Here is a 21,404-nt window from a genome sequence, read left to right as displayed (position 1 = left end):
AATGGATACCGTATGAGCTCCCTAAATCCAACCTTAATTACCTTTCTTTTTTATATTGTCGCCATGGTGGTGATTGGCCTGATCGCTTATCGTGCAACAAGCAACTTTTCCGATTACATCTTAGGGGGCCGACGTTTAGGGAGTTTCGTAACTGCACTTTCTGCAGGGGCTTCCGACATGAGTGGCTGGCTACTGATGGGTCTGCCCGGTGCAATTTATCTTTCCGGCCTGTCTGAAATGTGGATTGCCATCGGTCTGATTATTGGTGCCTGGCTCAACTGGCTGCTGGTCGCTGGCCGTTTACGCGTACATACCGAAGTCCAGCACAATGCCCTGACCCTGCCGGATTATTTCTCGAATCGCTTCAATGACCAGAAAAAAATCCTGCGTGTGGTTTCTGCATTCGTCATTCTGATTTTCTTTGCGATTTACTGTGCTTCCGGCATGGTTGCAGGTGCACGCCTGTTCGAAAGCATGTTTGGCCTGTCTTACAGCACCGCGCTTTGGATCAGTGCCATTGCCACCATCAGCTATGTGTTTATTGGTGGCTTCCTGGCGGTGAGCTGGACCGATACCATTCAGGCAGGTCTGATGATTTTCGCCCTGTTGCTGACGCCAATCGTGACCTTGATGGCATTTTCAGATATGTCCCAGGTGACTTTGGCACTGGAAGCTGCTCGTCCTCAAGCAATGAATATTCTGGGTGATCTGAGCTTTGTTGCAATTATTTCCTTACTGGCTTGGGGTCTGGGTTACTTCGGCCAGCCGCATATTCTGGTGCGCTTCATGGCAGCAGATTCAGTCAAGTCGATTCCAAATGCACGCCGCATTGGTATGACCTGGATGATACTGTGTCTGGCTGGTGCGGTGGCAGCCGGCTTCTTCGGGATCGCCTATTTCCAGCAGCATCCAGAACTGGCAGCTGCAGTGAATGCCAATCCTGAAACAGTATTTATGGAACTGACCAAAATCCTGTTTAACCCATGGATTGCAGGTGTGGTGCTTGCTGCCATTCTTGCCGCAGTAATGAGTACTTTAAGCTGTCAGCTACTGGTCTGCTCAAGTACCCTGACTGAAGATTTCTATAAGTCTTTCCTGCGAAAAAATGCCTCGCAAAAAGAACTGGTCTGGGTTGGCCGTTTGATGGTACTGCTGATTGCCTTGCTGGCGATCTGGATGGCGGGTAATCCTGAATCCAAAGTACTGGGGCTGGTGGCTTATGCATGGGCAGGTTTTGGTGCCGCCTTTGGTCCGCTGATTATCCTGTCACTGTTCTGGAAACGTATGACCTTGAATGGTGCCTTGGTGGGAATGATCGTGGGTGCAGTCGTGGTTATTTTCTGGAAGAACCTGTTTGCTGACACTGGACTGTATGAAATCGTTCCTGGCTTTATCTGTTCAATGCTGGCGATTGTGGTGGTGAGCCTGATGGGTAAAGCGCCAACAGCAGAAGTGACTGACCGTTTTGAAGAAGCGGAACGCCTTTACAACGAAAGCAAATAATTCTGTAGCAACTAAAAAAGAGGACTTGAAGTCCTCTTTTTTATGGAATGTTCTTATACCTGAGAAGAAAAATATGTTCCAATCAGCTTTTTCGCATGAGCAGGAACCGGGTAATTTGCATCAACTCTTCCGCCTGACCTTCAAAATGGGCAAGCGCCGTTAGGGCTTGATCGTGTAATTGCTGGGCATAGGCTTTGGCCTGCTCCAGACCCATCAATGCCGGATAGGTTGATTTTTCAACCTGTTCATCTTTACCTGCAGTTTTCCCCAAGACTTCGGTATCGGAAATAATATCCAGAATATCATCCTGTACCTGGAAGGCCAGACCAATCGCCTGTCCAAACTCACGTAATTTAGGAATGGCCAGATCGGTACCTTCAAAGATTGTCACCGCCGCCATCATGATCGCAGCACTAATCAAAGCACCGGTTTTATTGCGATGGATGGTTTCCAGTGCCTGCTGATCGATTTTTTTGCCTTCAGACTGTAAATCTAAAACCTGACCATTCACCATTTTCGAAGAGGCTGTCGCCAGAATCTGCATCTGTTTCAATACAATGGAAGGCTCTACCGCTGGCCCCTGATCAAACAGACGGCTACCCAAGATTTCGAAAGCCATAGACTGCAGGATATCACCTGCCAAAAGCGCGGTATCTTCTCCATAAGCCACATGACAGGTTGGCTGGCCACGGCGCAACAAATCATTGTCCATACACGGCAGATCATCATGGGCCAGTGAATAGCAGTGAATAAACTCGATCGCAACCGCTGCACGGCGCACTGCAGCACTATTCTGGTTGGATTTTAATGCAGCGGTGGCATAGCATAGCGCTGGACGTACCCGCTTGCCACCTAGCATCACAGCATGATGGACTGCCGACCTTAAAGGTTCCGGAATGGCAAAGGCTTCCAGAGCGGTCAATAAATCCTGTTGAATGCGGTGTTGTGCTTGTGTGAGTGCATGGGTTGATACGTCAGTGATAGATGACACATTCGCCTCGAATACGTAGTCCAGAAGAATAAAATGACAAGCGAATAAATGCCTGTACGCTGATCAGGCATTGTACCTAGAAATGCCTTGAATTTTCAGCCATAAATCGAATTGTTCTGCTGAAATTTGCCATTCAACATCAAATAAGCAAGTCAGAGATTTTAAACCATAAAAAACCACCGTAGAACCGGTGGTTTTATTCAGTCTAAAAGTATGCACGGCTTTTAAACGAGCACATCTTCTGGTACGCGCACCCAGCCTTCCATCAATACACGGGCACTGCGGCTCATAATCGCTTTCTTCACTTTCCACTCACCATTTTCAAAACTTGCTTGTGCACCCACTCTCAACGTCCCGGAAGGATGACCGAAATGCACCGCTTCACGCTCTACTCCGCCTGCGACCCGGTTTACCAATGTACCGGGAATGGCAGCTGCCGTACCAATGGCCACAGCAGCCGTGCCCATCATGGCATGATGGAGTTTACCCATAGACAAGGCACGAACCAGAATATCGGTATCCGATTCGGTGACCGTCTTGCCACTGGACGAAGTATAAGTTTTAGATGGGGCAATAAATGCAATTTTTGGGGTGTGTTGTCGGGTAACTGCTTCTGCAATATCCTGAATCAGCCCCATTTTCTTCGCAGCATAGGCACGAATCGTTTCAAATTTTGTCAAGGCTGCTACATCATTATTAATATGATCCTGAAGCTCGGTGCCCTTATAGCCGAGATCTCCAGCATTCAAAAATACGGTTGGAATGCCGGCATTAATCATCGTTACTTCGAAACTGCCAATATTGGGGACTTCCAATGTATCGACCAGATTGCCTGTCGGAAACATGGAACCGCCTTCTGCTTCATCATCGGCAGGGTCCAGAAACTCGATCTGCACTTCGGCTGCAGGAAAGGTGACGCCATCTAGTTCAAAATCACCCAATTCCTGTACCTGTCCACTTTGTATCGGCACATGCGCAATAATGGTTTTCTGAATATTGGCCTGCCAGATGCGTACCTTACACAACCCGTTTTCAGGAATACGTTCGGCATCGACCAACCCGTTAGAAATGGCGAATGCCCCGACTGCCGCAGTCAGATTGCCACAGTTACCGCTCCAGTCGATATAAGGACGCTCAATTGACACCTGACCAAATAAATAATCGACATCATGATCAGCATGCTGGCTTTTCGACAGGATGACCGTTTTACTGGTACTGGAACTGGCGCCCCCCATGCCATCGATCTGCTTCCCATAAGGGTCTGGGCTACCAATCACACGTAGCAAAAGCTGATCACGAATCCGGCCAGCCTGTTGTGCTTGTGCAGGCAGATCATCCAGCTTAAAGAAAATACCTTTGCTGGTTCCTCCACGCATATAGGTCGCAGGAATCTTGATTTGGACTGCAGAACTCATGACTTATTTCATCCTTTGAATTGTCTTTGTTGTGGTAGTGCTTATTGAATATTTGTACCAAGAGTATAATCAGTTTCAGGCCAAGTGAGTGCAGTGTTCCGACCTAAGTATAAAAAACCGGCATTTGTATCGGGGCAAAAAAACAGAAAACTCATCAGTTATAATTAAAATAAAATTAATATATTGATTCATATATGGTTTCTCGAATTCGTTTTTTATAATTTTTTATTATAAACACCATAATAATATTTCATTCAAATGCTTGTACTAGGTTTCTTAACTTCCATCCTTTACAATCTTCATACTTATTTTCCATTGTCGGGCTGAACACTTTGAATAACGAGTCTTCACAACTTCAGCGTGGCTTAAAGAACCGTCATATTCAGTTGATCGCCATGGGCGGTGCAATTGGCACAGGCTTATTCTTAGGTTCCGCACAGGTGATCCAATCTGCGGGTCCTTCCATTATTTTGGGCTATGCCATTGGTGGCTTGATTGCATTTTTAATCATGCGTCAATTGGGTGAGATGATTGTTCATGAACCTGTCGCAGGTTCATTCAGCCATTTTGCTTATAAATACTGGGGCAAATTCCCCGGTTTCCTTGCGGGCTGGAACTACTGGATTTTGTATATCCTGGTGGCCATGACCGAACTCACCGCTGTTGCGAAATATATCAACTACTGGTGGCCTCATATTCCAGCCTGGGCATCGGTACTGTTTTTCTTTATCGTGATTACACTGGTCAACCTCGGCAATGTGAAATTCTACGGTGAATCGGAATTCTGGCTATCTATCATTAAAGTAACTGCGGTTATCTCGATGATTGTCTTTGGCTTGTATCTGATCCTGACAGCTGATGCTTCTTCAGGTGCCTCTTTTAGCAACCTCTGGACCGCGGGTGGTTTCTTCCCGAATGGTTTTGAAGGTCTGTTCTATATGCTGGCCTTCCTGATGTTTGCCTTTGGTGGTATCGAACTGATCGGTATGGCTGCAGCAGAAGCTGAAAATCCGGAAAAAACCATTCCGAAAGCCATTAATCAGGTCGTGTTCCGTATTCTTATTTTCTATGTCGGTGCCCTGACCATTCTGTTGTCTTTGGTGCCTTGGAACCAGCTGGAGCTCGGTGGTCTGGACAAAAGCCCGTTCGTGATGATTTTCAGCCAGCTGGGTATCGACTGGGCGGCACATCTGCTTAACTTTATTATCCTGACTGCAGCGCTGTCTGTGTATAACAGTGGTATGTATGCCAACAGCCGTATGTTGTATGGTCTGGCTCAGCAAGGAAACGCACCTAAAGTATTCATGAAAGTGAATAAACAAGGTACGCCGATTCCTGCCGTATTATTCTCTGCTGTACTGATTTTTGGCTGTGTAGTGCTTAATTACTTCGTACCTGAAGATGCCTTAAGCCACCTGATTTATATTGTAGTCGGTGCACTTGTACTCAACTGGGCCATGATCAGTCTGACCCATCTCAAGTTTATCCAGACTATGAACAAACAGGGCATCGTAACCAAATTCCCGGCGCTCTGGTCCCCTGCAAGCAATATACTGGTATTGGCCTTTATCGCCACCATCCTGTACATCATGTGGACACAAGGTTTTCAGGAATCTGTCTATATGATTCCTGTCTGGATCGTAGTGATGTATATCGTATTTAAACTGCTACATTCAAAAAAATAACGGAAAAATCTTCTTATTCCTGATTTTTAAAGTTATTGCTTCGGCAATAACTTTTTTTTTTGTGTTTTTTGCAGTACATTAGCCTTCTTTTGCGCCCTTAGCTTAACTGGATAGAGCAGTTGCCTCCTAAGCGACCGACGTGGGTTCGAGTCCCGCAGGGCGTACCATTTATTTTCATTTTTTTAGATTGGCCCGTTTTTTTATAGAATGGCCTTCCCCCGACACTGCTCTATCAAATACGCTCAGAGCCAATGCTATTGCTTTAGAGTATAATTTAGCAAGACAAGTCCACTGGTCTGCCCTCCCTATACAATATCCGCTTGCCCACCCCCCTACAGATACTTTTTCAACATATGACATATTCGATGTATGGCTAAGCCATGGTATGAATAGTGTCCTTAAAGCGTTTCCATGCTACATAGAAAAATACCGTGCCAATGCCAATGAGCCAGAGAAATGCAGGCCAGACCACACTTAGCCCGGCATTTCTATACAAAATGGCCTGAGCAAGTTCGACAAAGTGTGTGGTCGGAGCAATCAGCATCACATTTTGCAGTACTTCAGGCATACTTTCACGTGGCGTCATTCCACCAGACAGCATTTGCATCGGGATCAGAGTCAACATCATCAAAAGGCCAAATTGCGGCATTGACTTGGACATGGTCGCCAAATAAATACCCATCGAAGTAGTCGCGAATAAGGTTAATAATGCTCCGAAAAAGAACAGCCACAGATTCCCCTCTATCGGTACCTTCAAGATGATCTGTACCACCAGTTTCAAACCTAAAAATGCTGCAAGCAAAACCACCAGGCTCATCGACCAGACTTTGGACATCATAATTTCAAATACGGTGACCGGCATGACCATCAGATGTTCTATCGTACCGTGTTCACGTTCACGGATTAAAGCCGCACCAGTTAAAATAATGGACAGCATTGCCACGTTATTGATGATTTGCATCACACTCCCAAACCATTTCTGGTCAAGTACAGGGTTAAAACGTGCCCGCATTTCCAGTTCTACTGGCAGGGTGCTTATTTCACGGTGACGCAAAACGTATTCATTGACTTCGGACAGTATAATCTGCTGAATATAACCCGCCCCGACCATGGCCTGAGTCATCCGCGTGGCATCAACATTGACCTGAATCGTTGCCTCTCTTCCTGCCAGTATATCTTCCTGAAAATTGACCGGAATATTCAGGGCGAAGGTAAATTCTCCGGCATCCATTCCGGCATCCATATGATTCAGTTCAGTCGTCTGGGGCAGAAAGTAGGGAGGATAAAAAGCCGAGCTTATTCGCTCCGACAAGGTTGAATGATCTTCATCCACAATCGCGATGGGTGCCATATTCAGACTGTCAGGCATAGCGGTTGCAGCCGTATAGACGGCGACGGTAAAAGTATAGACAATCAGAATCAGCATGACCGGATCACGCCATAGACTCCACAGTTCCTTGCAACCGAGCAGATAGATATTCTTTATTTTCTGGCTGACCATGCTAGGACTCCTGTTTCTTCAGGGCAAGAATTGCTGCACCCATAATCACAGGGACTGACAGCAGAATCACCCAAAAATCCTGATGCAGTGCATTGAAGCTCAATGCCTTGTTAAATACCCCGCGGCTGATATTCACCATATGCGTAGTAGGATAGATTTCACCAAACCAGCGACCAAAACCTTCCAGAGAGGAAACAGGATTGATAATACCGGCGAACTGTACCGCAGGTATAAGCGTACCGATCAACACCAGAAACATCGAGGCAATCTGGCTTTTGGTCAATGAAGATGCCAGCAGTCCCAAGCCGGTAGAAAAAATAATAAACAGGAAGGATGCCAGGGTCAGCGTCATGAAACTGCCCTTGATCGGCACATCGAATATCGCCACAATGATCAGGCACATCAGGAAATAGTTCAGCATGGCCAGAACTACATAAGGAATTTGCTTGCCAATCAAAAATTCACTGCGGGTCACCGGAGTCACATACAGATTCACAATTGAACCGAGCTCTTTTTCCCGCACCACAGACAGTGCTGTCAGCATGGCAGGGATCAATAAAATTAATATGGGAAATACAGCCGGCGCGATTGCAGGCAGGCTCTTGATGTCGGGATTGTAGCGGAATCGGGTTTCTATATTTACGGTACTCGAGGTTTTATATCCACTTCGCTCTAGTTCCTGCTGCATCAACCAGTGAGTATGAATTCCCTGTACATAGCCCTTCACTGTTTCAGCACGCTGTGGCATGGCACCATCAATCCAGGCGCCAATCTTAACCTCTTTTCCGCGATTAACATCCCGGGCAAAATCAGGTGGAATCTCGATGGCCAAAGAGATATCGCCACTTCGCATGCGTTGATCCAGATCCTCATAATTTTGCAGCGGTGGCTTTTCAACAAAATAACGTGAACCTGCAATGCTCATGCTGTAATTCTGGCTAAGACCACTCTGGTCACGATCCAGTACAGCAAAGGTCAGATTATCTACGTCCATGGTGATTCCATACCCCATCACAAACAGCAGGATAATCGACCCGACCAGCGCCATGGTGGCACGTATCGGATCACGTGCCAGCTCCAGCGATTCACGCCAAGCATAGCTGAGCATACGTTGCAGGCTAAATCGGCTGGATATCCTGGTTTCTTCTTTCACTGTCTGGTCATTGGAAATACTGCCTTCTAGCTCCTGTTCAGGCGGCGTCTGGCTGGCTGCTCCAGCATCCATTAAGTAGCCAATAAATGCTTCTTCCAGAGTGGCAGCCTGCCTATTTTTGATCAACTGTGCGGGTGCAGCGCTGTCCAGAACCCGGCCGGCATGCATCAGGGAAATCCGGTCACAGCGCTGTGCCTCATTCATGAAATGCGTTGAAATAAAGATGGTGACCCCGTCCTTACGAGACAAGGAGATTAAAAAACGCCAGAAATTGTCACGAGCAATCGGATCTACCCCCGAAGTCGGTTCATCCAGAATCAGGATTTCCGGGTTATGTACCAGTGCCACTGCAAGAGACAGACGCTGACGAATACCCAGCGGCAAGTCATCAGGTAGCTTGTTTTTCACTTCAGCCAAGTCAAAACGCTGCAGCATCTGCTGTACACGTGTGTCAATCTGTTCAGCCGGCACATGAAACAATTTTGCGTGAAGTACCAGGTTCTGGGTAATGGTAAGTTCACTATAAAGAGAGAATGACTGTGACATATAACCAACACGGCGGCGGGTCTCAATATTACTGCCTTCCACTGGCTGGCCAAATAGCCATGCTTGCCCTTCCGAAGCTTCGAGCAATCCGGTCAGTACTTTCATGGTGGTGGTTTTACCACAGCCATTCGATCCCAGAAAACCGAAGATTTCACCCTGCCGAATCTGGAAATTGACATGATCTACGGCGGTAAAATCACCAAACCTGACCGTCAGATCCTTCGCTTCCAGCGCATAGCCATCTGAATCGTAATCTGGTAAAGGCGGAATCACTACAGGGGTATAGCCCTGTTTCTTTTCTTCCGGTAATAGCTTGATATAAGCATCTTCCAGACTGTTACTTTCTGTCTGCGTTAATAGTTCTTGCGGAGTTCCGGTTTTCAGGATTTTGCCTTCATCCATCATCGCCAGCCAGTCGAAGCCTTGGGCTTCATCCATGTAGGCAGTGGCGACAATTACACTCATCTGGGGACGAACCTGACGGATACGGTTAATCAGCTCCCAGAACTGTGCCCGTGCCAAGGGATCGACTCCCGTGGTGGGCTCATCCAGAATCAGAAAATCCGGATCATGAATCAGGGAGCAGCATAATCCAAGTTTCTGTTTCATGCCTCCGGACAATTTTCCTGCCGGCCGATCAAGAAATTCATATAGTCCTGTACTTTTAGTCAGATCATCAATGCGTTTACGGCTTTCTGTACGACTATGCCCAAACAATCGCGCAACGAACTGCAGGTTTTCCTCGACAGATAGGTTTTTGGACAGATTGCTGCCCAGACCTTGAGGCATGTAGGCAATATGCGGACAAACTTTTCTGCGATGCTTCGGGTCAGCAATATCTCCACCAAGCACGATCAGGCGGCCCGCCTGAACGACCTTGGCACCGGCCAGTAAGGCCAGCAAACTGGATTTCCCCACACCATCCGGTCCGATCAGTCCAATCATGCAGCCCGCAGGAAGCGACAGGGAAATGTCCTGTAAAGCTTGGGTCTTGCCATATTTCAGACTGATCTGCTGGATTTCGGCAACTGCCGCTCCGGCAACAAATTGCGGCATCATGATTTAACCTGATTTCTTAAGAACGCGGGCCAAGGCAGATTGGAATCAAGTTTGATATAGGCCACGCCTGGAAGACCGGTTTTGACTTGCTGGATATGTTTTCTCAGCAATTCAGGATCAATTTTTGCCTTGACACGGAACATTAATTTCTGGCGTTCACTTTCAGTCTCCACGGTTTTTGGAGTGAACTGGGCCGTGTCGGCAACAAAAGACACCCGAGCAGGAATTACCAGATTTTTGGCCACATCCAGCACAATCCGGACTTCAGTACCGATTGCGATACGGCCAGCCACGGTTTCCGGCAGGAAAAACGTCATATAGACATCGGACAGATCAATCAGGTTCATGACCCGTCCTCCCGCAGCAATCATTTCGCCTGGTTGTGCGACCAGGAACTGCACCCGCGCCTTCAAGGGTGCCTTAAGCTGGGCATCCTCAATATCGAAATTGATCCGTTCAATGGTTGCTTTGATAGCATCGACCTGAGATTGTGCACTCGAAACCTGGCTGCGTGCGGCCACGATAGCTCCTTCAGCGCTGTCCACTTGCGCCTGGGCTGCGCTGAGTACTGCCGCTACACGCTTGGCATCTGCCCTCTCATCATCCAGCTGCTGCCTGGAAGATGCACCTTCCTTGGCTAGAATTTCCGTCCGTGCCAGACGGTTTTTTGCTGCAATAAGTTCTGTTTCACGTTGCAGCACCATCGCTTCGGCGGCTGATTTTTCACTTTTACGCATTGCCAGTTGCGCTTCAGCGGTCGCAATACCATCTTCAGCCTGACGTTGTTGGGCCTGGATTTCGCGCAGTTGAGCTTCGAGGGTAGAAACTTTTATTCGCGCCAGAATCTGCCCTGGCTCGACAAAATCTCCTTCCCGCACCAGAATTTCTTCTAACTGGCCAGCGAACTTACTGGAAATATTGACTTCAGTCGCCTCAATCCGTCCATTCCCACTGACCAACCCATCGGTATCAGGCTGATTCATGTTTTTCCAGATCAGGTAGCCCACCAAGATGGCGACAACGACTGCTCCCACAATGGATATTTTTTTTATATTCATAGATCTGCTTACTCAACATATTCAATCGGGCTGTTACTCACCCTTTTTATAATTTTTAGTAAAATCAAAACATTAATTCTTTTATTTTGTTCAATTTATAATAAGTGTATTCAACAAATAAATTTAGCCTGGCTGTACCAGTCTGCTATCACCGCCCAGTGCAAAATACAGGGAAATATAAGACTGCATTAAGGCACTTTGGGTTTCAATCCACTGCTGTTCTGCCGTCAGCAAACTTCGCTGTGCATCTAGCACATCGAGATAACCCACGGCACCATTATCATAGCGTAACTGTGCCAGTCGTGCTGTTTCCCGAAAAGCAGCCAGTCCCTGATCCTGTATTTGCAGTTGCTGGCTTAAATAGCGCTGATCAACCAAAGCATCAGCCACTTCCCGGAAGGCATTCTGTACAGTTTTTTCATAGTCAGCCACAGCAATATCCTGTCTCACCTCCGCCAAGATGACATTATTTTTTAACTGACCTGCGGTAAATATGGGCAAAGTGATACTGGGAGCAATCGACCATACTGAATTACCGGATTTGAACAGACCCTCCAGTTCTGTACTGGCTGTTCCAAAACTCCCCGTGAGCGCAATACGCGGAAAAAATGCAGCACGGGCAGCCTGGATATTGGCATGCTGGGAATACAGTAAAGCTTCAGCAGCCCGAATATCTGGCCGGTTCAGCAGTAACTCCGACGGAAGTCCGGTCTGTAATACGACTGGCTTAAAATTCAGCTGATCCAGGCCTAATCTTGGGACTTCTACAGGCTGACCTATCAACTGGATCAAATAATTGGCTGTCATGTCCTGAACATTTTGCAGCTGGGTTAGCAACGCCCGGCCATTACTGAGCAAGGTTTGTGCCTGCATATATTCTACTTTTGAACCTGCCCCAACCTCGTAACGCCGTTTAAAGATACGTACAGATTTTTCATAATTTTGCACAGAACCTTCGGCATAATAAATCCGTTTTTCTAGTTCAGCCAGGGTCAGATAGGTCTGAATCGACTGCTGAATAATGCTGTTTCGTACCGCCAGCTGATTATATTCAGAAGCGAAAAACTGCTGTAATGCTGCTTCATTCAGGCTGCGTATACGTCCCCACAAATCCAGTTCCCACTGGCTTATTCCCACACCTACCGTATACTGTTCTGTGGTTACAGCACGGCCCACAGGAGATAAATCTGCTGGTACCCTGCTGCGTTCATAACTACTGCTTCCCAATATACTCGGCCACAATTCTGAACGCTGAATACCGTAGGCAGCCTGGGCTTCACGAATCCGGAGTGCTGCAATTTTCAGGTCATAATTATAGGTCAGGGCAAGACGGGCAATTCTCACTAAAGTAGGATCACCGACATAATCAGACCACGGCAAAGCATGATATGTACCGCCCTGCTGAAATGGATAGTGTGCTGGCAAGACAGGCTCTGGTTTGATCAAAGGGGCTGTATTCTGACAGCCTGTCAATAGAGCTAAAATGGGAAGTATCGCCAGACTGCTATGTAGATAAAATCTGCAAAAAATATTCAGTTTCAACAATTGACCCTCCTGTCAGCTGAGCCTTTTCTAAAAATATGCATGACTGTCTGAGATAAATATCTGCTTAAGTCATCAGAAAAAGGTGGCGATATCGTTCGCCTACCCGGTCACATTGCTTTTAATTCTTTTGAATTTCTAGTCAGCATCATGACCTGATATCAGGACTTATCCGATATTATGCACTAAGTATTTATTTTATTTAGTTTTTATATTATTCTTTTAACCTGTTACAGGCTTAAAACCTGACTTCTGAATCAGGCCATTTCGTCTCCTTATTTCAAGGATTAAATATCTAACTTCTAACCATCATTATATGGGCAAGACTTTCTGCAATCTGCAACGTGTGTTTGCCTATTGCAATCGTGTATTTCTACACAATACACGGTTCAGTCTAAGCTGCACATATCCCTCTCTGTATTCACGCATCTAATGTAGTAACAAATTGAAACTGGCTTTCATGGTAGAAGATTTAAGGTACCCTATCGCACTGTTACCCCTGAAAAAATCAATTAATTAGTCCAAGTATTCCTTTGATTCTAATAAATATATTATATAAATTTCACCCTAATGAGCTACTTTATCTATCTTAAACACTCTTCTTCATACATTTTGGAGGTGCGTATATGTAACGCTCATGTAACAGAATTTTGTCGTTCTCGCTCAAACTGAGCGGAACACAAGGGTAGAAATATGCGAATTAATTAACAAATTAGTTGTGCAATCTTTCATTAAATTTAATTTTTTTAAGAATCAATTTATCTGTAATTAAAAATAATAATTTCAATCACTTAAATTTTAAATTAAAGCCACTAATTAGTACTTTTACTCTATTTTGATGTTTTTTTGAACTGTCTATTCAAACTAGAGCATTTACTCTTATTTTATTTGTGGTATTTTTGGCACATGGAGTAACAAATGATTGCGGTTTAGTAACCAAACTCTCCAAAGAATTAAATTTAAGTGCAAACAACAACGCTAGATATAAATTTGTACCTCAAGGAAAGACGTAAATGAAATTAAAGACATTAACTACTGCAATGATTCTCGCGACTGTACCTATGACAGGTGCATTTGCTGCTGCAATGGATCGTTCGGGGCAATCTATCGCAGCGTTTTTACAGCCAGGTAATTACTTTGAAGCGGGTATTACTGTATTAGATCCTTCTGTATCTGGTACCACTTCTAACGCACCATCCCTAAACTCACCTACACTAGGTGTAGGTACCAATAAGGCAACAGGTGATATGGCGGGTGATTATCATTCTGTATCAGCTGCGTTGAAGCTCCAGTTAACAGACAACTTTTCTTTTGGTCTTATTTTTGATCAGCCATTTGGTGCTGAAGCAGACTATAAAGACCGCTCTGTTGCCTTTAATCCTACAGGTAATGATGGCACCCGGGCTGAAGTGACGACAGAAAATTTAAGTTTCGTGTTTGGTTTCCAGCCAACTGAAAACTGGAATATTTATGCAGGCCCAGTTTATCAAGAAGCTAAAGGTAATGTATCTTTACGTGGTACCGCTTATGGATTATTAACTGGATATGATGCCACCATGAAAAAAGATGGTGGTACAGGCTGGTTAGCAGGTCTGGCTTACCAAATTCCTGAAATTGCCTTGAAAGCATCTTTGACTTACCGTTCAGAAATCGAACACCAACTTGCTTCAAGAGAGAATGTTAATACAGTAGTACCAGGCTTCGGCATTCCTGGAGTATTACCTACTCAATTATTTGCTTATGCTCCTGGCAAAACTGATGTTACTACTCCTCAATCTGTTAACCTAGACCTACAATCAGGGATCATGGCTGACACGGTTGCCTTCTTAAATGTTCGATGGGTAAATTGGGATGGATTCGCAATTCGACCAACTCAATTCGGCCAAGCTTTAGATCAACTTGCTGCTGCGGGAAATGCTCTTCCTGCTTTACCAGCATTAGCTCCAACTAAAGCTCTCTTGACCTCGTTAGAGGGTGGGAATCTTGTTGAATATAATGAAGATCAATGGTCTGCTACAGCGGGCGTAGGCCGTAAATTCAATGCAAAATGGGCAGGTAATGTCTCTGTAGGCTGGGACTCTGGTGCAGGTAATCCTGTTACAACACTTGGTCCAACAGAAGGTTACTGGAATGTGGGTGTAGGGGTTCAGTTCTCTCCTGCTCCAAACTATTTCATTGCAGGCGGAATGAAATATTTCTGGCTGGGCGATGCTGATGCTCTGACTGTAGCAAATCCAAATGTAGGTAGCTTTAAAGACAATGACGCAATTGCTTATGGCTTGAAAATGGGTTACCGCTTCTAAGTTCTCATAAAATAAAAAACCACTTTCGGGTGGTTTTTTATGTTTGAATCCTAATTTTATACATTTGCATAGCATTTGTTTATTTTACCGCCAATCAATATTTTACTCACTTTCATTTCTATAGAAATTTTTATCTTTTTTATTTTGTTATTTTTCATCTATTTAATCTTAAAATTCTAGTATAAATACTCTAAGCAATCCCTATATTTAACCGCTCTAGTTCATTTCTCATGCGAACCTGAGTATTTACTCTTTTTAAATTTATGTTACTTTTCCTGCACATTTTTGTTACAGATGGCATCAGGGACCGTACCATGAAGCTCACTAAAATTTCTTCAGCTATTTTACTTAGCACTTTCTCCCTCTCAGCAGTTCAAGCAGCTGGCCTAGATCGTTCTGGTCAGTCAATTCATGCTTTTTTACAACCTGGTAATTATGCAGAAGCAGGTATTTCTGTTTTAGATCCAACGGTAAAAGGTAAGGATGTATTAAAAAATAATGTCGATGACATGGGTGAAGATTATTATTTTCCATCTGCAGCAATCAAAGTCCAAGCAACAGATCAAATATCTGTCGGTCTCCTATATGATCAGCCTTATGGTGCAGATGCCATCTACTCAACAGCTGCAAGCGTTTTCACAGATGGAGTTGAAGGTACTTCTGTAGAGGTAGATACAAATAACTTAACAGCATTGATCGGCTACCAACCTAATAAAAACTGGAACTTTTTTGCTGGTCCAGTCTGGCAAACCGTAGAAGCAGATATCCATTTACGTGGTGCTGCATATGGCAATACAGGCTACAACATCAAAGTCGAACAAAAAGAAGCATGGGGTTGGCTCGCTGGTTTTGCCTATCAAATTCCTGAAATCGCATTAAAAGCTTCTGTGGCTTATCGCTCTGAAATTAGCCACAATGCAACTGCTATACAATCATCAAAAATCACAGTGCCAAGCGGAATGTTACCGCATCTCCCAAATGGTATTGAATCTCATCGTACAGATGCAGTAAATGCAACTACTCCTCAATCTGTAAATATCGACTTACAGACAGGGATAGCTCAAAATACTTTAGCCTTTGTTAATATGCGCTGGGTACATTGGAGTGAATTTGCAGTTAAACCAACACTATTAGGGGATATCTCAATTATCAAGAACCCTAATGGCACGCGTCAGAATCTAATTGACTACTCAGATGACCAGTGGTCAGCAACTGTTGGTTTAGGTCATAAATTCAACAATAAATGGTCAGGTACTGCTGCTGTTGGCTATGATTCTGGTGCCGGCAACCCGGTCACTACACTTGGACCAACTGAAGGTTACTGGAGTGTAGGCGTGGGTGGTCAGTATAGCCCTGCTGAAAACTATTTCATTCAAGCCGGTGTGAAGTATTTCTGGCTTGGTGATGCACACGCACAAACTGGAGGCAATGTAGTAGGTGAATTTGAAGATAACCATGCTCTAGGTTATGGCATGAAGATCGGCTATCGCTTTTAATTACTGGATTCGATAAAGAAAGAGCGCTATAAGCGCTTTTTCTTTATTTCGGTTAACTTAAAATCTTAAGTCTTAAGCTGGAATATCACGGACAGATGCATTACGAATCGCTTCTTTCAAGGCATCATAACCACGAATTGGCGGGAATTGCGGAAATTCGGCAATAACGTTTTCAGGTGCGTCAAATAAGAAACCATGATCTGCTTCACCTAGCATCGTGGTATCGTTATAAGAATCTCCTGCTGCAATCACACGGAAGTTCAAGCCATGTAATGCTTTTACGGCTTGACGTTTTTGGTCCGGCTGACGAAGTTTATAAGCAGAGATCATTCCTGCTTCATCTGTTTCCAGTTTATGGCAGAAAATAGTTGGCCAATCCAGTTGTTTCATCAGTGGATGTGCAAATTCATAGAAGGTATCTGAAAGAATAATCAATTGAAAATGTGTGCTCACCCATTTCACAAATTCTTTTGCTCCTGGAAAAGGACCCATTTCTGCAATCACTTCCTGAATATCGTTCAAGCCTAAACCGTGCTGTTTTAAAATATTCAGACGTTGAGTCATCAGTACATCATAGTCAGGAATGTCACGAGTCGTCGCTTCAAGCTCTTTAATACCGGTTTTTTTTGCAAAGTTAATCCAGATTTCTGGAACCAACACGCCTTCTAAATCTAGACATACGACTTCCATGAACATCCCCTCTGAGTTGTATTGAAAAAATTTGCATTATGATAGCTGAAGAAACAGATTTTGCACCGTACTTTTTTAAATCTATTTTTTTCATAACTATTTATTTTTTAGTGATAAGTCTGGTTAATCAATTCTATTAAAATAAAGGTGAAATTAATTTATATAGGCCATGTCTTTTCCAAGCCTATATCGCCAGGACTCTCATGACCATTATTCCTACTATTGATCGTATCGATGCACTTGCTTCCGAATATGCAGACAAATCACCTAATGAAATTTTGGCACTTGCCCTGAGCCAGCAAGGTGAAATCGCGATTTCATTTTCTGGTGCCGAAGATGTGGTATTGATTGATATGGCCTCTCATCTGGGGAAACCGTTCCGGGTATTCAGTCTGGATACTGGCCGTTTACATGCAGAAACCTATCAGTTTATTGAAAAGGTTCGTCAGCATTATAATATTGATATTGAGATCTGTTTCCCGGAAACTGAGGCTATCCAGCAACTGACTACTGAAAAAGGCCTGTTCAGTTTTTACCGGGATGGCCACCAGGAATGTTGTGGAATCCGCAAGGTGCAGCCATTACGTAAAAAGCTGGCCACGCTGGATGGATGGATTACCGGTCAGCGTAAGGACCAAAGTCCGGGAACACGCAATGAAATTCCTGTAGTTCAGGCAGATCCAGGTTTTTCCGGTCCCGGAAAGCAGCTAATCAAATACAATCCTCTGGCAAACTGGTCCAGTGCTGATGTCTGGAGTTATATCCGCATGATGGAAGTGCCTTATAATGCCCTGCATGAAAAAGGTTTCGTTTCAATTGGCTGTGAACCCTGTACCCGCCCTGTCCTGCCAAATCAGCATGAACGTGAAGGTCGCTGGTGGTGGGAAGAGGCCACCCACAAAGAATGCGGGCTGCATGCCGGCAACTTGAAAAAGTGATCTAGCATAACCACCGACTCATCGGTGGTTTTTTTGTAAACGAAACATCTACAGAAAAATCAGTACCTTTCCACGACAAAACCGCTATACTTTGTAATGTCTATATTAATAATTCTAACAAGGTTGTTCGGATCAGAGCAGCTGAAGAAACTGCAGTGAGGCAATTTACGCTATGCGTCCATTACACCCGATTGATCTTATTTTCTTGACTTTAGAAAAACGACAGCAGCCTATGCATGTAGGTGGGCTATTTTTATTCCAGATTCCCGATAATGCACCCACTTCTTTTATTCAGAATCTGGTGAGGGATATTCAAAATTCAAAATCTACCCCTATTCCACCTTTTAACAACTATTTAAACGGATTATTTTGGGATGAAGACCAAGAGTTTGATTTAGACCATCATTTTCGTCATATTGCGCTACCAAAACCGGGCCGTATCCGTGAACTGCTCACCTATATCTCACAAGAGCATAGTGCCTTGATTGATCGCGCCAAACCTTTATGGACCTGCCATATCATTGAAGGTATTGAAGGTAACCGTTTTGCCATGTATTTCAAGATCCATCATGCCATGGTGGATGGAATTGCCGGCATGCGTCTGGTAGAAAAATCACTTTCATTTGACCCCCATGCCAAGAGTATTGTACCGCCGTGGTGTGTAGAGGGGCCACGTGCCAAACGCTTGAAAGCACCCAAAGTGAGTGGCTTTAAAAATGTCTTGCAAGCCATTAAAGGACAACTGGAATGCGTGCCGCGAGTCGCTTATGAGCTATCGCAAACCGTCATGAAAGATATGGGGCGTAATCCAGATTATGTGTCCAGCTTTCAGGCGCCAAGCTGTATTCTGAATCAACGCGTCAGTGCTTCTCGTCGTTTTGCCGCCCAGTCTTTTGAGTTTTCACGTTTACGCCATATTTCCAAGACATTAGGCGTGACCATTAATGACATCGTCCTCGCCATTTGCTCTGGTGCATTACGTGAATATTTATTATCACAAGATGCCCTGCCGAAAAAACCTTTAATTGCTATGGTTCCGGCTTCGCTGCGCAGTGATGATTCCGATATATCCAACCGTATTACCATGATTCTGGCCAATCTTGGTACCCATGAAGAAGACCCGCTGGAACGGCTCAAGATCGTACGTCGCAGTGTACTCAGTGCCAAAGAACGCTTTAAACGTATGAATGCCAATCAGATTCTAAACTATAGTGCCTTTGTTTATGGTGCAGCAGGTCTAAATATTGCATCCGGTTTAATGCCGACACGTCAGGCTTTTAACGTGATTATTTCCAATGTGCCAGGACCGCAAGAACCACTTTACTGGAATGGTGCACGCCTTGAAGCGCTGTATCCTGCCTCCATTGTGCTCGATGGCCAAGCTCTCAATATCACCATGACCAGCTATTTAGACAAACTGGAAGTTGGCTTGACCGCATGTCGGAATGCCTTGCCGAAAATGCAGAATCTGCTGACGCATCTTGAAGAAGAAATTCAACGATTTGAATTCATTATACAGGGCGAACCCGCCCCAAAGTTACAGGCGGTGAGCTAACCGCAGATGAATAAATAAAATAGCCAGGCTGACAAAGGGAATGATAATTTTTGCCAGTCCTTGCCAAAGAATAAAGGGACCAGATTGGTCCCTTTTCTTTATTTTTTAAATCTTTTTGATTTTTTTAGAATTTTTGGAGGATTTTCCTAGGTAGAAGAAAATCTCTTCAAATGATTTTTGCCCGCTTAGAAACCCGAAACCAAGGTCATCAGCTTTTAATGGTACGGCACTGTTGCAGTAATTGATGACAGGCATTACGAATCATACTCGCGGTAATCTGAACTTCATTACCGCGTTCATCTACGATATAGCCTGCATGTACAGTCTTTGGTTCTAATACGTGTTTTAGGCCTTTATTGATTACTGCTTTACTCATATTCATCACACACTCCTTTTGCTAAGCCTGAAACTGGGAGAAACGGCTTTGGCTAATTCATGCATCTAGTATTGTAAATAAAGACCCCGTTGTAAAATTTCAGATGTAACAAGTGTTTAACGATATTCTGTTACAATTTCAGCTGAGAATGATATCGTATTGCTCTTGCGTATACAGATTTTCCACCTGGAACTTAATCACGCGATTAATAAAATGCTCCAGATCAGCGACAGCCGGCGCTTCCACTGTTAACAAGCGATCAATAACAGCTGGATGCGCGACAACAGTAAAGCCACTCTGTGACTCATAAGCACGGGCATAGCGTAGAATTTCCCTGAATATTTCGTAACATACTGACTCGGCTGTTTTGACATAACCCCGCCCCTGACAGGTCGGACAAGACTCACACAGCAGATGCTCCAGCGATTCACGGGTCCGTTTCCGGGTCATTTCCACCAAGCCCAGTTCTGACACCTGAGTAATCTTGGTTTTGGCATGATCACGTTCCAGCATACGTTCAAACTGTTTCATCACTTCTTCACGATGCTGCGCTTCCTGCATGTCAATAAAATCAATGATGATAATGCCACCGAGATTACGCAGACGTAACTGACGTGCGATAACCTGCGTTGCTTCCATATTGGTTTTAAAGACAGTGTCTTCCAGCGAACGGCCACCAACATAAGAGCCGGTATTGACATCAATCGTAGCCATGGCTTCAGTCTGGTCAATCATCAGATAACCGCCAGACTTCAATGCGACACGAGTTTGCAATGCCTTCTGCAGATCTTCTTCGACATTATACAAGTCAAAAATAGGCCGCTCCCCCGGATAATGCAGCAAACGGTCTTTCATGTTCGGAACGAATTCTTCGACAAATTCCTGCAGTTTGGCATGAATCTCCCGTGAATCTACATAAATTTTGGCCGTTTCTTCATTAGCCAGATCCCGAATGACGCGTTGCGGTAAAGGCAATTCTTCAAAAATCAAAGAAGGTACCGCAATAATCTTTTGCTTGCGCTGGATGTATTCCCAGAGTTTGGCCAGATAAGCCATATCCTGCGCGATGGCTTCTTCTTCAATCCCTTCTGCCGCAGTACGCACAATCACTGAGCCCGGCAGCTTGTGCTCCACCTGAATCCGCTCAATGATAGAACGCAAACGATTACGCTCTTCTTCGGATTCAATCCGTTGCGATACCCCAATATGATTGCCATATGGCATCAAGACCAAATAGCGTGAAGGAATAGACAGGTCAGTAGACAGGCGTGCGCCTTTGGTACCGAGCATATCCTTCATGACCTGAACAGTGAGGGTCTGTCCCGGTTGCAGTAGCTCAAAAACATTCGGGGTTGGCTGATTGCGTGGCCAGACCATATCATTGATATGCAAAAATGCAGTACGCGAGAGTCCGATATCTACGAAAGCGGCCTGCATCCCGGGTAAAACCCGCACCACTTTTCCTTTATAGACATTTCCTACCAGACCACGCTTGGCGGTACGCTCGACAAACAGTTCATTGACCGTGCCGTTTTCAATTAACGCGACCCGACATTCCATCGGTGTGACGTTAATCAACAACTCGTCAGACAT

General features: G+C 44.8%; 15 protein-coding genes and 1 tRNA gene. 7 read left to right on the top strand and 9 right to left on the bottom strand.

Annotated features, from left to right (window positions below; translation table 11 throughout):
- Positions 1 to 12 precede the first annotated feature (12 nt).
- On the top strand, positions 13 to 1,503 hold the full coding sequence (gene putP, locus VXQ11_RS00280; protein WP_416705154.1) for a sodium/proline symporter PutP: 1,491 nt from the start codon (positions 13 to 15) through the stop codon (positions 1,501 to 1,503).
- Between the two features lie 82 nt (positions 1,504 to 1,585).
- Here putP and VXQ11_RS00275 read toward each other — a convergent pair whose 3' ends face one another.
- Both VXQ11_RS00275 and prpF read right to left on the bottom strand, forming a co-directional pair.
- Positions 1,586 to 2,494: a polyprenyl synthetase family protein gene (locus VXQ11_RS00275; protein ID WP_416705153.1), complete on the bottom strand. Its 909-nt coding sequence runs from the start codon at positions 2,492 to 2,494 to the stop codon at positions 1,586 to 1,588.
- Between the two features lie 224 nt (positions 2,495 to 2,718).
- Complete coding sequence (gene prpF / locus VXQ11_RS00270; RefSeq protein WP_416705152.1) at positions 2,719 to 3,909, bottom strand: 2-methylaconitate cis-trans isomerase PrpF; 1,191 nt, start codon at positions 3,907 to 3,909, stop codon at positions 2,719 to 2,721.
- A gap of 332 nt (positions 3,910 to 4,241) precedes the next feature.
- On the opposite strand from prpF, the gene VXQ11_RS00265 reads away from it, so the two are divergent.
- Both VXQ11_RS00265 and VXQ11_RS00260 read left to right on the top strand, forming a co-directional pair.
- Complete coding sequence (locus tag VXQ11_RS00265) at positions 4,242 to 5,594, top strand: amino acid permease (protein WP_416705151.1); 1,353 nt, start codon at positions 4,242 to 4,244, stop codon at positions 5,592 to 5,594.
- Positions 5,595 to 5,685: 91 nt separating this feature from the next.
- Positions 5,686 to 5,761 (top strand) — tRNA-Arg (locus VXQ11_RS00260).
- Positions 5,762 to 5,967: 206 nt separating this feature from the next.
- Here the strand turns inward: VXQ11_RS00260 and VXQ11_RS00255 are convergent.
- From VXQ11_RS00255 to VXQ11_RS00240, 4 genes are all read right to left on the bottom strand, one after another.
- Positions 5,968 to 7,095, bottom strand: coding sequence for an ABC transporter permease (locus tag VXQ11_RS00255; RefSeq protein ID WP_064095703.1), 1,128 nt, complete (start codon positions 7,093 to 7,095; stop codon positions 5,968 to 5,970).
- A gap of 1 nt (position 7,096) precedes the next feature.
- Complete coding sequence (rbbA, locus tag VXQ11_RS00250; protein WP_416705150.1) at positions 7,097 to 9,853, bottom strand: ribosome-associated ATPase/putative transporter RbbA; 2,757 nt, start codon at positions 9,851 to 9,853, stop codon at positions 7,097 to 7,099.
- Positions 9,850 to 10,911, bottom strand: coding sequence for an HlyD family secretion protein (locus VXQ11_RS00245; RefSeq protein ID WP_416705149.1), 1,062 nt, complete (start codon positions 10,909 to 10,911; stop codon positions 9,850 to 9,852). Before VXQ11_RS00245 ends, rbbA begins: the two co-directional genes overlap by 4 nt.
- Positions 10,912 to 11,034: 123 nt before the next feature.
- A complete protein-coding gene (locus VXQ11_RS00240) occupies positions 11,035 to 12,384 on the bottom strand; it encodes an efflux transporter outer membrane subunit (RefSeq protein ID WP_416705335.1) in 1,350 nt (449 codons plus the stop codon).
- A 1,082-nt stretch (positions 12,385 to 13,466) separates the two neighbouring features.
- Here VXQ11_RS00240 and VXQ11_RS00235 point away from each other — a divergent pair.
- Together VXQ11_RS00235 and VXQ11_RS00230 are read left to right on the top strand one after the other, a co-directional pair.
- On the top strand, positions 13,467 to 14,756 hold the full coding sequence (locus tag VXQ11_RS00235; RefSeq protein WP_416681741.1) for an OmpP1/FadL family transporter: 1,290 nt from the start codon (positions 13,467 to 13,469) through the stop codon (positions 14,754 to 14,756).
- 314 nt (positions 14,757 to 15,070) lie between these two features.
- Entirely contained in the window at positions 15,071 to 16,252 is a 1,182-nt protein-coding gene (locus VXQ11_RS00230) for an OmpP1/FadL family transporter (protein ID WP_416681743.1), read from the top strand.
- A 72-nt stretch (positions 16,253 to 16,324) separates the two neighbouring features.
- On the opposite strand, the gene thrH is transcribed toward VXQ11_RS00230, so the two are convergent.
- Positions 16,325 to 16,942 carry a bifunctional phosphoserine phosphatase/homoserine phosphotransferase ThrH gene (gene thrH, locus VXQ11_RS00225; RefSeq protein ID WP_004646225.1) on the bottom strand — a complete coding sequence of 206 codons (618 nt, stop codon included), beginning with the start codon at positions 16,940 to 16,942 and terminating at the stop codon, positions 16,325 to 16,327.
- Positions 16,943 to 17,145: 203 nt separating this feature from the next.
- Here thrH and VXQ11_RS00220 point away from each other — a divergent pair, with 203 nt between their 5' ends.
- Both VXQ11_RS00220 and VXQ11_RS00215 read left to right on the top strand, forming a co-directional pair.
- The gene (locus VXQ11_RS00220; protein ID WP_064101588.1) at positions 17,146 to 17,880 is read left to right on the top strand and encodes a phosphoadenylyl-sulfate reductase; all 735 of its coding nucleotides are present in this window, start codon (positions 17,146 to 17,148) and stop codon (positions 17,878 to 17,880) included.
- Between the two features lie 172 nt (positions 17,881 to 18,052).
- Positions 18,053 to 19,435, top strand: a complete 1,383-nt coding sequence (locus VXQ11_RS00215) for a WS/DGAT/MGAT family O-acyltransferase (protein ID WP_416681745.1) — start codon at positions 18,053 to 18,055, stop codon at positions 19,433 to 19,435.
- A 208-nt stretch (positions 19,436 to 19,643) separates the two neighbouring features.
- Here the strand turns inward: VXQ11_RS00215 and VXQ11_RS00210 are convergent, their stop codons facing one another.
- Positions 19,644 to 19,817 (bottom strand): PA1571 family protein, encoded by a 174-nt coding sequence (locus VXQ11_RS00210; protein ID WP_005096185.1) that lies wholly within the window; start codon positions 19,815 to 19,817, stop codon positions 19,644 to 19,646.
- 132 nt (positions 19,818 to 19,949) lie between these two features.
- The gene (rng, locus tag VXQ11_RS00205; RefSeq protein WP_064095710.1) at positions 19,950 to 21,404 is read right to left on the bottom strand and encodes a ribonuclease G; all 1,455 of its coding nucleotides are present in this window, start codon (positions 21,402 to 21,404) and stop codon (positions 19,950 to 19,952) included.

It is taken from the genome of Acinetobacter sp. 197, assembly GCF_048148385.1.
Classification (GTDB): Bacteria; Pseudomonadota; Gammaproteobacteria; order Pseudomonadales; family Moraxellaceae; genus Acinetobacter; species Acinetobacter pecorum.
The sequence above is the reverse complement of the archived record's forward strand: the minus strand, read 5'-3'. Positions and strand labels throughout refer to the sequence as shown.